Here is a 13,633-nt window from a genome sequence, read left to right on the forward strand (position 1 = left end):
CGCCTACGCCGCGCCGGCGACAGGTTTGCGTCGGCGCGTACGGCCTTCGCCCGCGGCAGGGCCACGGCGGTGCCCGGCCAGCAGCTCGCGGATTTGCGCCGCCGGCTTCGGCGGGCTGAACAGATAGCCCTGCATTTCCGAGCAGCCGAGCTCACGCAGCAATTGCTGCTGCTGCGCGGTCTCGACGCCTTCCGCGGTCGTGGTCATGCTGCGCTCGGCGGCGATGTTGACGACGGCCTCGACGATGCCGGCCGAGCCTTGCGGATCGGCGATATCGGTGACGAAGCAGCGGTCGATCTTGATCTTGTCGAACGGGAAGCGCTTCAAATAGCTCAGCGACGAATAGCCGGTGCCGAAATCGTCGAGCGCGATCCGGATCCCGATGGCGCGGAGCTGGTGCAGCGCGGCCAGCGCCGTCTCGTCGTCGCGGATCAGCACGGCCTCGGTGATCTCGAGCTCCAGCCGGCCCGCTGACAGCCCCGACGCCGCGAGCGCCGCGATCACCTTGAGCGCCAGCGTGCCGCTGCGGAATTGCACCGGCGAGACGTTGACCGCGAGCCTGACATGATCGGGCCAGTTGACGGCCTCCTTGCAGGCCGTCAAAAAACCCATTCGCCGAGCTGGTTGATCAGGCCGGTCTCTTCCGCGATCGGCACGAAGTCGGCCGGCGAGATCATGCCGCGCTGCGGATGGCGCCAGCGCACCAGCGCCTCGCAGCCGGTGATCTCGTTGCTGCGCAGGTCGACGCAGGGCTGGTAATGCACTTCGAGCCCGTGGCCCGCGGCGATGGTCTGGCGCAATTCCATCTCGAGCTCGCGGCGGGCGCGGGCGTCGGCATCCATAGCCGGCTCGAAGAAGCGCGAGACGCGCCGGCCGGCCGACTTCGCCGCATACATCGCAAGGTCGGCGTTCTTCAGGATCTGATCGACATCGGTGCCGTCCTTCGGCGCCAGCGCGATGCCGATGCTGGCATCAGTGGTGACCTGGTGGCCGAGGCATTGATAGGGCAAGCGGATCGCCTCGTAAATGCGCGCAACGAGGTCTGTGACCTCGATCTCGTTCTTCACCCCGGTCTGCACGATCGCGAATTCGTCGCCGCCGAGCCGGGCGACGAAATCGCCGTCGCCGATCACGCCGCTCAGGGTCCTTGCAACGGACTTCAACAGTTCGTCGCCGACCATGTGGCCGAGCGAGTCGTTGACGCCCTTGAATTCGTCGATGTCGATATAGAGCACCGCCAGCTGGCTGTCGGGCGCGACATGCGGCAGCTCGCGCTTGATCTCCTCGTGGAACAGCGCGCGGTTCGGCAGGTCGGTGAGAGCATCGTAGTGGGCAAGATGCGTGATGCGCTCCTCGGCGCGGCGGCGCTCGGTGACGTCCTCATGGGTCGCAAGCCAGCCGCCGTCGGCCAGCGGCTCATTGACGACCTGGATCGAACGCCCGTCGGGCGTCGTGATCACCATGGTGTTGCGGACAGCGACGTCGCGCAGCACGATGTTGACGTAGCGTTCGACGTCGCCCTGGAACGAGCCGGTCTGGTGGCGATGCACGATGACGTCCCGGAAGCTGCAGCCGGGCTTGATGATGTCGGCCGACAGCCCGTACATCTCGACATAGCGCTTGTTGCAGATCACCAGGCGCTGCGCGGCGTCGAACAGCAACAGCCCCTGCGTCATGTTGTTGACGGCGGTGTCGAGCCGGAGCTTCTCCAGCGTCAGGCGCTGCTGCTGGGCGCGATGCTGCTGCACGAGCTTGCGCACCACCAGCGTCAGCAGGATCGCGATCGCCAGCACGGAAATGCTGGTCACCGCGATCAGGATGGCGATCTGCTCGCGCCAGTTGGCGAGCGCCGCTTCCGTCGTGGTGGTCGCGACGACGACGATCGGGAATTTGGTCAGCGCCCGCGACGATACCAGGCGGTCCTTGCCGTCGACCGGACTGGCCAACCGCGTGGTGCTCTGCGGCAGCTCGAACACCTGCTGCTGGTTGACCGGCCCGGTGCGGAAATTCTTCCCGATCAGCTCCTCGACATGGGGGTAGCGCGCCAGCAGCGTGCCGTCCCGATGGTGCATCGAGATCGCTGAACCTTCGCCGAGCGCAACCGTCGAGAAGAATTTCTCGAAGGTCGCCGGCTCGATGCCGCGGCCGACCACGCCGAGGAAATCGCCATGCGGCCCGGTGACCTTGCGGACGATGACGGTGGTCCACAGCCCGCTGATGCGGCTAATCACCGGTGCGACCTGCATGTCGGGCGAGTAGGGGCTCGACTTGAAGATCTGGAAGTAGCTGCGGTCGGCAATGCTGGCCTGCGGCAGCGGCCAGGCGCCCGAGCTGTTGATCAGCACGCCGTCGGCATCGAACACGTTGAGGCTGCCGACATTGGACAGCGCGTCCATCTTGGACTTGAGCATCGCATGGATGTCGGCGGCCGACATCCGCCGCCGGTAGTTCTCCGACGTCGCGATCCCGTTGTCGCGCATGAAAGCGATCACGTCGCGCTGGACCACCTCGAGATCGTCGAGCTGCTGGTCGAAATGCCGCGCCAGCAGCAGCACGGTGTTCTCGAGCTCGCACTCGCTGTTGTGCAAAGCGCGCTCGCGGAAGTTCTCGGCCATCAGGGTCGCGCCGATCGCGATCGCGGCCATCAGCACGGCGCCGCCGAGGATCAGCCAGCGGATCGGACCGCGGCCGATCACCGAGGCGACGTTGAACGAGGCGCTGCCGTTTGGATTCATCTGACGCTATCGCTTCCAGGCGTTTCACCCGGAGGTAGGTTCAGTGCACCTCCGGCCCGCGAAAGTCGTACCGAAACGAGATGGAGTTGCGGTTAGCGAGGTTGGTTAACGAATGGTTGCTGGAGGCGGCGAGAAGCCACGGCTCTCCGGGTGATCCGGAGCCGATCTGGAAGAGGCCACCAACCGAGGCGACCTTAGACCCCGAAAGAATGCCTCATCTGAATCGTCATGCGTTGGACAGCGTCGGTATATCGCCCCTGCGCAAACTTCTGATCCATTATGTAAAGAACAAAGACAATTCCTACGGCTATCAGCAATCCTTTCACCAAATCCTCCTCGTCGTCATCGCCCTGGCGATAACCGACGGAGGTTCTGAGTGTTCCGATTTGGGATTGCCGCGCGCGGCAGGCCTGCATCTTGCGATCGAACAAGGCGCGGAAATTGCCACCGATAATCGTCACGAAATCGATGCGTCGAGCTAATCGACGACGGGACAAAAAGTTCCCGAAGCGGAACTGCAGTTTTTGCCGCTCAGTGCGGCTACCCGGAATCCCTTGCCGAGTGTGAAGTCGATGTAATCGTCCGTTTACGATCTAAGTCCATGACGATGCTCAAACTGACCGTCGGCACGTAGTTTGCGTGTCGTTCCGCGAGGTTCAGTGCGTGAGGGGTGTCATCATGAAGAAGCTTGTTCGGAATTTTTGTGCCGATGAAACCGGCGCCACCGCGATCGAATACGGCTTGATCGCAACCGGCATTGCGATCGCCATCATTGCCGCGGTGAAGGGCGTCGGCACAAAACTCTCGGGCACCTTCAATTCGATCAGCGGCTCACTGAAGTAACCGAGCGCACCGGGAGCTCACTCGCCGGCGCGATAGTGCCCGGACTTGCCGCCGATCTTCTCGATCAGGTGAATGCCTTCGATGCGGATGCCACGGTCAACCGCCTTGACCATGTCGTAGATCGTCAGGCACGCGACCGAAACCGCGGTCAGCGCCTCCATCTCGACGCCGGTCGGCCCGGTCACCTTGACGCTGGTGCGGACGATGCAGCCGGGCAGCTTGGCGTCGGTTGCGATATCGATCGTCACTTTAGTTAGCGCCAGCGGGTGGCAGAGCGGGATCAATTCAGAGGTCCGCTTCGCCGCCATGATGCCTGCGATCCGCGCGGTCGCCAGCACGTCGCCCTTCTTGGCCTGGCCTTGCTCGATCAGCGCGAGCGTCGCCTTGCTCATCAGCACGCGGCCTTCGGCGACGGCGATCCGCTCAGTGGCGGGTTTGGCCGAGACGTCGACCATCCGTGCCTCACCCCTGGCATCGATATGGGTGAGGGCGGCGCCGGAGCCGGACGGCTCGGCTTTGGTAGCAGCCTTGCTCTTGGCCTTGCTCTTCCGCGCCATCGCGTCAGCGCGTTCCGGTGGCGCGCGATGCGGCCGACCGCGTCAGCAAGGCGCGGGTGGCCGCGGTGACGTCCTGCTGGCGCATCAGGCTTTCACCGACCAGGAAGGTCGACATCCCGACCCGCTCGAGGCGGGCCAGATCCTCTGACGTGAAGATGCCGCTCTCGCCGACCATCAGGCGGTCGCGCGGGATCAGCGGCGCCAGCGCCTCGCTGGTCGCAAGCGTGGTCTCGAAGGTGCGCAGATTGCGGTTGTTGACGCCGATCATCGGCGAGCGGAGTTTCAGGGCTCGGTCGAGCTCGGCGCGGTCGTGGATCTCGATCAGTACGTCCATGCCATAGCCGAGCGCGGCATCCTCGATGTCCTTGGCCGCGGCATCGTCGAGCGCCGCCATGATGATCAGGATGCAGTCGGCGCCATGGGCGCGCGCTTCCGCCACCTGATAGGGGTCGAACATGAAATCCTTGCGCAGCACCGGCAGGTTGGTCGCCGCGCGGGCCGCGACCATGAAGTCGAGATGGCCCTGGAACGACGGCGCATCGGTCAGCACCGACAGGCAGGCGGCGCCGCCGGCCTCATAGGCCTTTGCCAGCACCGGCGGATCGAAGTCGGCCCGGATCAGCCCCTTCGAGGGCGAGGCCTTCTTCACTTCCGCGATCAAGGCGTAGTCGCCGCTTGCATGCTTGTCCTTCAGCGCACGGACGAAGCCGCGCGGCGGCGAAGCCGATTTCGCCTGCGCCTCGACGTCGGCGAGCGAACGGGCGCGCTTTGCGGCGGCGATCTCCTCGCGCTTGTAGGCCTCGATCTTGGTCAGGATGTCGGCCATCGCTTACCGCCTTGCTTGCGCATGATCTGATTCGAAAAACCGGTTCCCACTTTTTCGGATCATGCTCAGCCGTTGGAAACCGCGACCAGATGCTTGAGCCGCGTCGCGGCAGCACCACTGTCGAGCGACTGCGCGCCGATCGCAACGCCTTCCTTCAGATCCTTGGCGCGGCCGGCCACGATCAGCGCGGCGGCGGCGTTGAGCAGGGCGACGTCGCGATAGGCGCTCGGCTTTCCCTGGAGCACGCTCGACAGCGCGATCGCATTGGTATCGGCATCGCCGCCCTTCAGCGCCTCGCCGCCGACGCGGCCGAGCCCGGCGTCTTCCGGCGTCACCTCCGATGTCCTGATCTCGCCGTTCTCCAGCGTTGCAACGAAGGTCGGGCCGGTGAGGGTGATCTCGTCGAGGCCGTCGGAGCCGTGCACCACCCAGACCTTGTCCGAGCCGAGGTTCTTCAGCACCTGCGCCAGCGGCTGCACCCATTGCCGCGAGAACACGCCGACCATCTGCCGCTTGACGCCGGCCGGGTTCGACAGCGGCCCGAGCAGGTTGAAGATGGTGCGGGTGGCGAGCTCGACCCGGGTCGGACCGACATTCTTCATCGCCGGATGATGTGCGGGCGCGAACATGAAGCCGATGCCGGCTTCCGAGACGCAGCGTCCGACGCGCTCCGGTGTCAGATCGATCTTGACCCCGAGCGAGGCCAGCACGTCGGCCGAGCCCGAGCGCGACGACAGCGCGCGGTTGCCGTGCTTGGCGACGGGCACGCCGGCGCCGGCCACGATGAAGGCGGCGCAAGTCGAAACGTTGACCGAGCCGGAGCCGTCGCCGCCGGTGCCGACGATGTCGACGGCCTCCGCCGGCGCCTTAACCGGCAGCATCTTGCCGCGCATCGCGCTGACGGCGCCGGTGATCTCATCGACGGTCTCGCCGCGGACGCGCAGCGCCATCAACAGCCCGCCCATCTGCGAGGGCGTGGCTTCGCCCGACATCATGCTGTCGAACGCAGACGCCGCTTCTTCACGCGTCAGCGTGGCGCCGGTGGCGACTTTTCCGATGATCGATTTCAGGTCGTCCATTCGCTGGCTCAGGGTCTGTTGTTGGAGCTTGATCTCCGCGCGTCGCGTGGTCGCGCGGAGAACCGGCTGTCGCTGCGACAAACGTGGAAAGCGTCTGCGGCTTAGATCATGCTCAATTATTTGCGCCTGTCACCTGTGCGAAGGCTGCCTGGTTGATGGTTACGCCGATATCGGACTCGATCTTGGTGACGTATTGCGCGACCTGCTCGTCGCTCAGCGAGCGCCGCAGCGCCTCGGTGAGCTGCTTGGCCGCATCGGAAGTGAAGTCGACCGGCGGCACGGTCACGTTGGTGACGCGGAACACGACCCACTGGCTGCCGCCGGCGGCAGAGGTCTGTCCGTCGCCGTCCTTGGCGGTGCGGAACGCCGCCGCAATCACGCCGGCCGGCACGGCTGGCAGCGAGGCCTCGCGGTTGAAGTTCGCAGCGGTCTCGACCTTGACGCCGACAGAAGCGGCCTCGTCGGCGAGCTTGGCGCCGCCGTCAAGCTTCTGGACGATCTCGGTCGCCTTGGCGCGCAGCTTGGCGGAGATCTGGTCCTCGCGCCACTTCGCCTCGACCTGGTCACGGACCTCGTCGAGGCTGCGCTCACGCGACGGCGTGATGCCCAGCACGTCGTACCAGACATAGCCGTTGTTGAACTGGATCGGGTCGTTGTCGACGCCGACGTCGCTGTTGAAGGCCTGCGACACCACGTCGAGGCCGCGCGGAATGTTGGTCGCGAGCTGGCCGTTCGGCAGACGCCCCGAGCGATCGATCGCGTCGATGGTGACGGGGGTCAATTTCAGCTTCTGCGCCGCGTCGATGACGCTGGAGCCGCCGCCGCGCTCGTCTTCCATCTTGTCGCGCAGCTCGGCGACCTTGCTGCGGGCGCGCTCGGAGGCGATCTCGTTCTTGACCTGTTGCGCGAGGCTCTCATAGCTCGGGGTCACGCCGGGCTCGATCTTGCCGACCTTGACCAGCGCCACGCCGAAGCGACCCTGGACCGGCTGGCTGACGTCGCCTGAGGGAAGCGCGAAGGCGGCATCGCCGACGGCCGGATCGAGGATCGCCGACTTCGCGACCAGCCCGAGATTGACGTCGGCCGGATTGAGGTTGCGCTCCTTGGCGATGTCGTCGAACGAGGTGCCCGACGCGAACCGGCCGCGCGCGGCCTGCGCCTCGCCGGCGTCCGGAAACACGATCTGCGAGACTTCGCGCTTCTCCGGCGTGCTGAGCCGATCCTTGCGCTCCTCGAAGATCTTCCTGGCGTCCTCGTCCGACACCGTCTCCCACTTGCCGATTTCCTCGGGCGTGATCGCGACGAAGGAGATTTTGCGGTATTCGGGCGCGCGGAACTGGACCTTGTGGTCCTCGAAATAGGCGGCGAGCGCCTCGGGCGAGGGCGGGTCGATGGTGCCGGCCTGCGCGGCGCCGAGCGTGATGTAGTCGATCGAGCGCTGCTCGTTCTGGAAGCGGGTCAGCGCCTCGACCAGCGGTTTCGGCGGCTCGATCCCCGACGAGATGGTGCCGGCGATCTGCCGCCTGAGGCCAACGCGGCGCTGCTCGGCGATGTAGCGGCCCTCGGTATAGCCGTAGTTGCGGATCACGGCCTGGAAGCGCTGCGGGTCGAACTGGTTGTTGAGACCCTTGAAGTTCGGATCATTGTAGATCTGGCGCAGCACCTCGGCGTCGGACACGTTGAGGCCCATCCGGCGCGCTTCCTCGTCCATCGCGGCTTCCGCGAGCGTCTGCTGCAGCACCTGGCGGTCAATGCCGAAGGCGCGCGCCTGGTCGGGCGTCAGCGGACGGCCGAACTGGCGGCCAAGCTGCTGCAACCGGTCGGTATAGATCTGGCGGAACTGCTCGGCCGAAATCTCGGTCCCGCCGACCTTGGCGAAGGTCGACTGGCCAAACCCCTTGAAAATGTCGGCAATGCCCCAAATTCCGAAACTGACGATCAAAACGCCCATCACAACGGCCATAATCGTCTTGCCGAGCCAGTTTGATGAGGCTTTCCGCATTCCTCGAAGCATGGGTCCAACTTGTTTTGCAGGTGGGGAACCGGGTTGTGCCCAAGTGGGAGCAAAAAGTCGGGACCTTTTGTCCGGCAGCAGGGCGTCACCGAATTGAAAATGCTTATAAAGTGGCTCGTGTCCCCCCGCAACCTCGCCCGCGCGGGCGGATTGAAGCGGGTAGAGTCCTGTTTTGACGCGTTTTCTTCACGCGAACCGGTGGCCACTTCGCTCGAAAACGCTCTGGAAGCCGCAAGGGATGGGCGAGGGCGGTATCTGGAAGTCGCCGCCCGGCTCTGATAGCGCAAGGGTACGCTTGAACGATGGGACATCCGACATGACCGACGCCATCCGGCCGCTGATCGCCGGCAACTGGAAAATGAACGGCCTGAAATCCTCTTTTGCCGAGTTCGACGCGATGCTGGCCGGGGCCGGCGATGTCGCCGGGAAGGCCGATCTCCTGGTCTGTCCGCCGGCGACGCTGGTCGGCGCCTTTGCCGACAAGGCCCGCGGCTCGAAAGTCGCCGTCGGCGCCCAGGATTGCCATCCGAAGGCATCGGGCGCCCACACCGGCGATCTCTCGGCGGAAATGTTTGGGGATCTCGGCGCGGTCGCCATCATCGTCGGCCACTCCGAGCGGCGCGCCGACCATGGCGAGACCGACGCGTTGATTCGGCAGAAGGCGGAGGCGGTCTGGCGCGCCGGGCTGACCGCGATCGTCTGCATCGGCGAGACGCGCGAGCAGCGCGACGCCGGCAAGACGCTCGACGTCTGCGGCACCCAGCTTGCCGGCTCGCTGCCCGATGGCTCGACCGCGGCCAATCTGGTGGTTGCCTATGAGCCGGTCTGGGCAATCGGCACCGGCCTGACCCCGACCGCCAAGGATGTCGAGGAAGTTCACAGGTTTATCCGAGGTCAGCTCACCGATCGCTTCAAGGACGAGGGAAACAAGATCAGGATTCTCTATGGCGGCTCGGTCAAGCCGTCGAACGCGGCCGAGCTGATGGCAGTCGCCAACGTCAACGGCGCACTGGTCGGCGGCGCCAGCCTGAAGGCCTCGGACTTCCTCGCGATCGCCGCGGGGTGTTAGCCCGTCGCCGCGTTGCGCACTGACGTCCCACACCGTCACCCTGAGGTGCGAGCGGAGCGAGCCTCGAAGGGCGACGGCCCGGCTGGTGGCCGTCGACCCTTCGAGACGCGCTACGCGCTCCTCCAGCGACAAAGGCCTCGCCTTTGCGCGGGGGGACGGGATTGGCAGTATTGCGAAGCCAGCTGCCATCAGCATCTGCTTGGCTATAGAATCAGGCGGCCGCAGCCGCGCCGATTCGCTTCCAGTAGATCATCGTGCCGGTGAGGCCGCCATGCGGCTTCAGCGCGTAGTCCGGGATGATGCCGCTGAGCTGAAATCCCTGCTTTTCGTAGAGCCGCGCGGCGCCGTCATCGACGGCGGTGTCGAGCACCAACAGCGTGCGTCCGCGATCGATCGCAAGCTGCTCGGCGGCGCGCAGCAATGCGGTCGCCGCGCCGCGGTGGCGATGCGCAACGCGCGTCATCATCTTGGCGATCTCCGCGCGATGCGGCTGGTTCGGCGGCAGTTTTAGCAGCAGCGTCACGGTGCCGATCAGTTCTCTGCCGTCGAACGCGCCGAGCACTACCCGCTCGCCGCGCGTGGCTGCGCCCAGCGAGTCCTGCCAGAACGCCTGTGCGTCACCCGGCGACAGCGGGTGCATGAAGCTGACCGAGCCGCCGCTGGCGACGGTCTCAATCAACAGCTCGCAGAGTGCGCTGCGAATCTCCGGCGCATCCTCAAGCGGCTTGATGGCAAAGGGCGACATGCATCAGCTCCGGGCGAGGGCGACCACATAGGTGCAGGAGGCGTTGGTTTCGTTGGCGAAGGTGGTCTCCGCCGGCGGGCCGAAGCCGAGGCAATCGCCGGCGGCGAGCAGATGACGCGCGCCGCCTTCGGTGATGACAAGGCTGCCGTTCAGGACCCAGACCAGCTGGCGGATATGGGCGTAGGACGAGGCGGGAAGGGTGACGGCCTGCTTGGGCGGCAGCTCGACCCGCACCAGCTCGACCGGATGATCGGGGCGGCTGAACACCTGGCGGCGCAGATAGCCGCTCTCCGGATCGCGCCAGACCGGCTGCGTCGTGCCGCGCGACAGCCGCTCGCCCTGGCCCTCGGCGCGCAGCATCAACCCGGCCAGCGTGAGGTCGAAGGCGGAGGCGAGGCGCACCAGCACCACCGCGGTGGGGCTGACTTCGGCGCGCTCGATCTTGCTGATCGTCGCCTTCGAGACGCCGGCGCGTTCGGCGAGCTCCGCCAGCGACCAGCCCCGGCCGTCGCGTTCGAGCCGAATGCGCTGCGCCAGGCGTTGGCTCAGATCGTCCACGAAAGTATCCATTCGTCAATTATAATAGAATTATTCGGTTCCGATCAAGGCTCCGCCGAGCGCAATCCGCACCGCTTGTGATCATCGCCATTGCGACTATCTCGGGGGTGACAATGCCCGGTGCAATCGTGTAACAGGGCGCGACTTCACGAAAACCCGCAAAGCCGATAACGCCGTTTGTCTGGCCGCTTGGCGGCTTATGACGGAAGGCTTGCGATGCAGACTGTCGTTATCATTATTCATCTCATGATCGTTGCCGTCATGATCGGCGCGGTGCTTTTGCAGAAATCCGAAGGCGGCGGCCTCGGCATGGGTGGCGGCGCCGGCTTCATGTCGAGCCGCGGCACCGCGAATCTGTTGTCGCGGACCACCGCGATCCTCGCGGCCGGCTTCTTCCTCACCAGCCTGTTCCTGTCCTGGTATGCCGGCTACGACCGCAAGCCGAGCTCGATCATCGGCACCGGCGCACCGGCGCAGACGCAGCCGGCCGGCGGCACGCCGATCACTGCGCCGACCTCCGGCGGTGTCCTCGATTCGCTGAAGAAGGCCGACGAGCAGCAGGGCCAGCCGGCCCCGAGCGGCCCGCAGGCGCCACGGTCGCAATAAAGCAGGGTGGCCATGCAGGATACAGCGCTGGTGTCCTGCATCAGAAATCCCCATTAGTGCTCTGAAATCGCTTTCAATTTAACGCAACCCACAGCCCGGTGATTTGTTTGCCGGGAATGGCCGATTCGTTTTGCGAATCGCTGGAGTCGGATTAAAGGTAAGGTCCCATGGCGCGGTACATATTCATCACCGGCGGCGTGGTCTCCTCGCTCGGAAAGGGTCTGGCATCAGCGGCGCTCGGCGCTTTGCTGCAGGCCCGGGGCTACAAAGTCCGCCTTCGCAAACTCGACCCCTATCTCAACCTCGATCCCGGAACGATGTCGCCGTATCAGCACGGCGAAGTGTTCGTGACCGACGACGGCGCCGAGACCGATCTCGATCTCGGCCACTACGAACGCTTCACCGGTCGTCCTGCCACCAAGGCGGACAACATCACGACCGGTCGCATCTATCAGGACATCATCTCCAAGGAACGCCGCGGCGACTACCTCGGCGCCACCATTCAGGTGGTCCCGCACGTCACCAACGCGATCAAGGAATTCGTGCTGTCGGGCAATGACGAGTACGATTTCGTGCTGGTCGAGATCGGCGGCACCGTCGGCGACATCGAAGGCCTGCCGTTCTTCGAGGCGATCCGCCAGCTCAAGAACGAGCTGCCGCGGGATCACGCGGTCTACATTCACCTGACGCTTTTGCCGTACATTCCAAGTGCCGGCGAACTCAAGACAAAACCGACGCAGCATTCGGTGAAGGAGCTGCGCTCGATCGGTATCCAGCCCGACATCCTGCTGTGCCGCACCGATCGCGAAATCCCCAAGGAAGAGCGGCGCAAGCTCGGCCTGTTCTGCAACGTGCGCGAAAGCGCCGTGATCGAGGCGCGCGATGTCGACAATATCTACGCGGTGCCCGAGGCCTATCACGCCGCCGGCCTCGACGACGAGGTGCTGGCCGCGTTCGGCATCACCGCGAAGATTCCGCCGGCACTGCAGAGCTGGAACGTCATCAACGAGCGCGTCCGCAATCCGGAAGGCGCGGTGACGATCGCGATCGTCGGCAAGTACACCGGCATGAAGGACGCCTACAAATCGCTGATCGAGGCGCTCTCTCATGGCGGCATTGCCAACAAGGTGAAGGTCAATCTCGACTGGATCGAGAGCGAGGTGTTCGAGAACGAGGACCCGGCGCCGTTCCTCGAGCACGTCAACGGCATCCTGGTGCCCGGCGGCTTCGGCCAGCGCGGCGCCGAAGGCAAGATCCGCGCGGCGCAGTTCGCGCGCGAGCGTAACGTGCCGTATTTCGGCATCTGCTTCGGCATGCAGATGGCCGTGATCGAGGCGGCGCGCAATCTGGTCGGCATCGAGGAGGCCAACTCGACCGAGTTCGGCCCGACCAAGGAGCCGCTGGTCGGTCTGATGACCGAATGGCTGCGCGGCAATGAGCTCGAGAAGCGCTCGCAGAGCGGCGACCTCGGCGGCACCATGCGGCTCGGCGCCTATGCCGCAGCGCTGAACCGCGGCAGCCGCGTCTCGCAGGTCTATGGCGGCGCGACCGAGATTTCCGAGCGGCACCGCCATCGCTACGAGGTCAACACCGCCTACAAGGATCGCCTCGAGCAGCACGGTCTGCGCTTCTCCGGCATGTCGCCGGATGGCGTGCTGCCGGAGATCGTCGAATACGAGGACCATCCCTGGTTCATCGGCGTCCAGTTCCATCCCGAACTGAAGTCGCGGCCGTTTGAGCCGCACCCGCTGTTTGCGTCGTTCATCGAGGCGGCGGCGAAGCAGAGCCGGCTGGTCTGAGCCGGCGCTGGCCGTGACCGCGGCGCTCAGGCGGGGGCAGCCTCGCTGGCTCGGCGCTGCTTTGTGATCGGTGAAACGCCTGCATCGGCCGCCGGCGCGGCGTCGCGCGTGATCAGTCTGTATTGCGGGCGTCGCGTCAGCCGGTACACCGCGGCGGGCGGTACGTTGAGGATGGCGCGATCGACCAGCGTGGCGCGCAGGCCGAGCCGGTCGAGGATCGGCCGCCGCACCGGGCAGCGCATGCCATAGGTGAATTGATAGAACGCGCCGCCAGGACGCATGTAGCTGAACGCGCCGCCGACGATCGAGATCACCTTGCGCGGCGACATGTTAAGCAGCGGCAGTCCGCTGACTACGGCGCCGACCGGTGCGCCGTCGTAGAGCCGTTCCGAGGCCAGCCGCGCCGCGTCCATCCACAGCACGCGCGCGCCGGGAAAACGCAGCTGCAGCAGCCGCATGAAATCCGAGCCGTACTCGATCAGCGTGAGATCCTGCTGGCGCACGCCGCGCTTCAACAGCTGATAGGTGAAGGCGCCCGTGCCCGGACCGAGCTCCAGAATCGGACCGGTGTTGGCGCTGATGTCGCGCGTGATCAGTTCGGCGAGCGCAGCACACGACGGCGCAATGGCGCCGACGCGGCCGGGGGCTGCCATCCAGGCCGTGAAGAAAGAGATGAGATCATGTGACATTGGGATTCCCAGCAAGGTGACGTCACGCTTCTATTCAGTTGCGAAGCGTGTTGTCTTGTTTGCGGGATCTGCATTGCGACAACATTGCGCGATGTTGCCAGAGCCCCGTTCCG

Annotated in this window: 12 protein-coding genes and 1 pseudogene; 5 read left to right on the forward strand and 8 right to left on the reverse strand. The window is 65.3% G+C overall.

The window, feature by feature from the left end; all coding sequences use genetic code 11:
• Window positions 1-3 precede the first annotated feature (3 nt).
• Window positions 4-2,735, reverse strand: a pseudogene (locus tag HAP54_RS35775) (bifunctional diguanylate cyclase/phosphodiesterase).
• Window positions 2,736-2,836: 101 nt separating this feature from the next.
• Here HAP54_RS35775 and HAP54_RS35780 point away from each other — a divergent pair.
• The gene (locus HAP54_RS35780) at window positions 2,837-3,217 is read left to right on the forward strand and encodes a hypothetical protein (protein WP_224741631.1); all 381 of its coding nucleotides are present in this window, start codon (window positions 2,837-2,839) and stop codon (window positions 3,215-3,217) included.
• 196 nt (window positions 3,218-3,413) lie between these two features.
• Window positions 3,414-3,578 carry a Flp family type IVb pilin gene (locus HAP54_RS35785; RefSeq protein WP_166205334.1) on the forward strand — a complete coding sequence of 55 codons (165 nt, stop codon included), beginning with the start codon at window positions 3,414-3,416 and terminating at the stop codon, window positions 3,576-3,578.
• 17 nt (window positions 3,579-3,595) lie between these two features.
• On the opposite strand, the gene moaC is transcribed toward HAP54_RS35785, so the two are convergent.
• From moaC to HAP54_RS35805, 4 genes are all read right to left on the reverse strand, one after another.
• Entirely contained in the window at window positions 3,596-4,135 is a 540-nt protein-coding gene (gene moaC / locus HAP54_RS35790; protein WP_166295153.1) for a cyclic pyranopterin monophosphate synthase MoaC, read from the reverse strand.
• A gap of 4 nt (window positions 4,136-4,139) precedes the next feature.
• Complete coding sequence (trpC, locus tag HAP54_RS35795) at window positions 4,140-4,961, reverse strand: indole-3-glycerol phosphate synthase TrpC (RefSeq protein ID WP_166295155.1); 822 nt, start codon at window positions 4,959-4,961, stop codon at window positions 4,140-4,142.
• A gap of 65 nt (window positions 4,962-5,026) precedes the next feature.
• Window positions 5,027-6,040, reverse strand: a complete 1,014-nt coding sequence (trpD, locus tag HAP54_RS35800) for an anthranilate phosphoribosyltransferase (protein ID WP_166295157.1) — start codon at window positions 6,038-6,040, stop codon at window positions 5,027-5,029.
• 112 nt (window positions 6,041-6,152) lie between these two features.
• Entirely contained in the window at window positions 6,153-8,054 is a 1,902-nt protein-coding gene (locus tag HAP54_RS35805) for a peptidylprolyl isomerase (RefSeq protein WP_166295159.1), read from the reverse strand.
• A 316-nt stretch (window positions 8,055-8,370) separates the two neighbouring features.
• On the opposite strand from HAP54_RS35805, the gene tpiA reads away from it, so the two are divergent.
• Window positions 8,371-9,123, forward strand: coding sequence for a triose-phosphate isomerase (tpiA, locus tag HAP54_RS35810; protein WP_166295161.1), 753 nt, complete (start codon window positions 8,371-8,373; stop codon window positions 9,121-9,123).
• A gap of 211 nt (window positions 9,124-9,334) precedes the next feature.
• Here tpiA and HAP54_RS35815 read toward each other — a convergent pair whose 3' ends face one another.
• Window positions 9,335-9,868: a GNAT family N-acetyltransferase gene (locus HAP54_RS35815; protein WP_166295163.1), complete on the reverse strand. Its 534-nt coding sequence runs from the start codon at window positions 9,866-9,868 to the stop codon at window positions 9,335-9,337.
• Window positions 9,869-9,871: 3 nt separating this feature from the next.
• Window positions 9,872-10,438: a helix-turn-helix domain-containing protein gene (locus HAP54_RS35820; protein WP_166295165.1), complete on the reverse strand. Its 567-nt coding sequence runs from the start codon at window positions 10,436-10,438 to the stop codon at window positions 9,872-9,874.
• Window positions 10,439-10,642: 204 nt separating this feature from the next.
• Here HAP54_RS35820 and secG point away from each other — a divergent pair, with 204 nt between their 5' ends.
• Together secG and HAP54_RS35830 are read left to right on the forward strand one after the other, a co-directional pair.
• Window positions 10,643-11,032: a preprotein translocase subunit SecG gene (gene secG, locus HAP54_RS35825; protein ID WP_166295167.1), complete on the forward strand. Its 390-nt coding sequence runs from the start codon at window positions 10,643-10,645 to the stop codon at window positions 11,030-11,032.
• A gap of 167 nt (window positions 11,033-11,199) precedes the next feature.
• A complete protein-coding gene (locus HAP54_RS35830; RefSeq protein ID WP_166295169.1) occupies window positions 11,200-12,831 on the forward strand; it encodes a CTP synthase in 1,632 nt (543 codons plus the stop codon).
• A 26-nt stretch (window positions 12,832-12,857) separates the two neighbouring features.
• On the opposite strand, the gene HAP54_RS35835 is transcribed toward HAP54_RS35830, so the two are convergent.
• Window positions 12,858-13,520: a class I SAM-dependent methyltransferase gene (locus HAP54_RS35835; protein ID WP_166295171.1), complete on the reverse strand. Its 663-nt coding sequence runs from the start codon at window positions 13,518-13,520 to the stop codon at window positions 12,858-12,860.
• Window positions 13,521-13,633: the final 113 nt, after the last annotated feature.

Source organism: Bradyrhizobium sp. 2S1 (assembly GCF_011516625.5).
GTDB lineage: Bacteria > Pseudomonadota > Alphaproteobacteria > Rhizobiales > Xanthobacteraceae > Bradyrhizobium > Bradyrhizobium septentrionale.

Bases quoted from the DNA above. Each gene is read 5' to 3' on its own strand.
- HAP54_RS35785 (WP_166205334.1), top strand. From the start codon at position 3,414: ATGAAGAAGCTTGTTCGGAATTTTTGTGCCGATGAAACCGGCGCCACC.
- moaC (WP_166295153.1), bottom strand. From the start codon at position 4,135: ATGGCGCGGAAGAGCAAGGCCAAGAGCAAGGCTGCTACCAAAGCCGAG.
- trpC (WP_166295155.1), bottom strand. From the start codon at position 4,961: ATGGCCGACATCCTGACCAAGATCGAGGCCTACAAGCGCGAGGAGATC.
- trpD (WP_166295157.1), bottom strand. From the start codon at position 6,040: ATGGACGACCTGAAATCGATCATCGGAAAAGTCGCCACCGGCGCCACG.
- HAP54_RS35805 (WP_166295159.1), bottom strand. From the start codon at position 8,054: ATGCTTCGAGGAATGCGGAAAGCCTCATCAAACTGGCTCGGCAAGACG.
- tpiA (WP_166295161.1), top strand. From the start codon at position 8,371: ATGACCGACGCCATCCGGCCGCTGATCGCCGGCAACTGGAAAATGAAC.
- HAP54_RS35815 (WP_166295163.1), bottom strand. From the start codon at position 9,868: ATGTCGCCCTTTGCCATCAAGCCGCTTGAGGATGCGCCGGAGATTCGC.
- HAP54_RS35820 (WP_166295165.1), bottom strand. From the start codon at position 10,438: ATGGATACTTTCGTGGACGATCTGAGCCAACGCCTGGCGCAGCGCATT.
- secG (WP_166295167.1), top strand. From the start codon at position 10,643: ATGCAGACTGTCGTTATCATTATTCATCTCATGATCGTTGCCGTCATG.
- HAP54_RS35830 (WP_166295169.1), top strand. From the start codon at position 11,200: ATGGCGCGGTACATATTCATCACCGGCGGCGTGGTCTCCTCGCTCGGA.
- HAP54_RS35835 (WP_166295171.1), bottom strand. From the start codon at position 13,520: ATGTCACATGATCTCATCTCTTTCTTCACGGCCTGGATGGCAGCCCCC.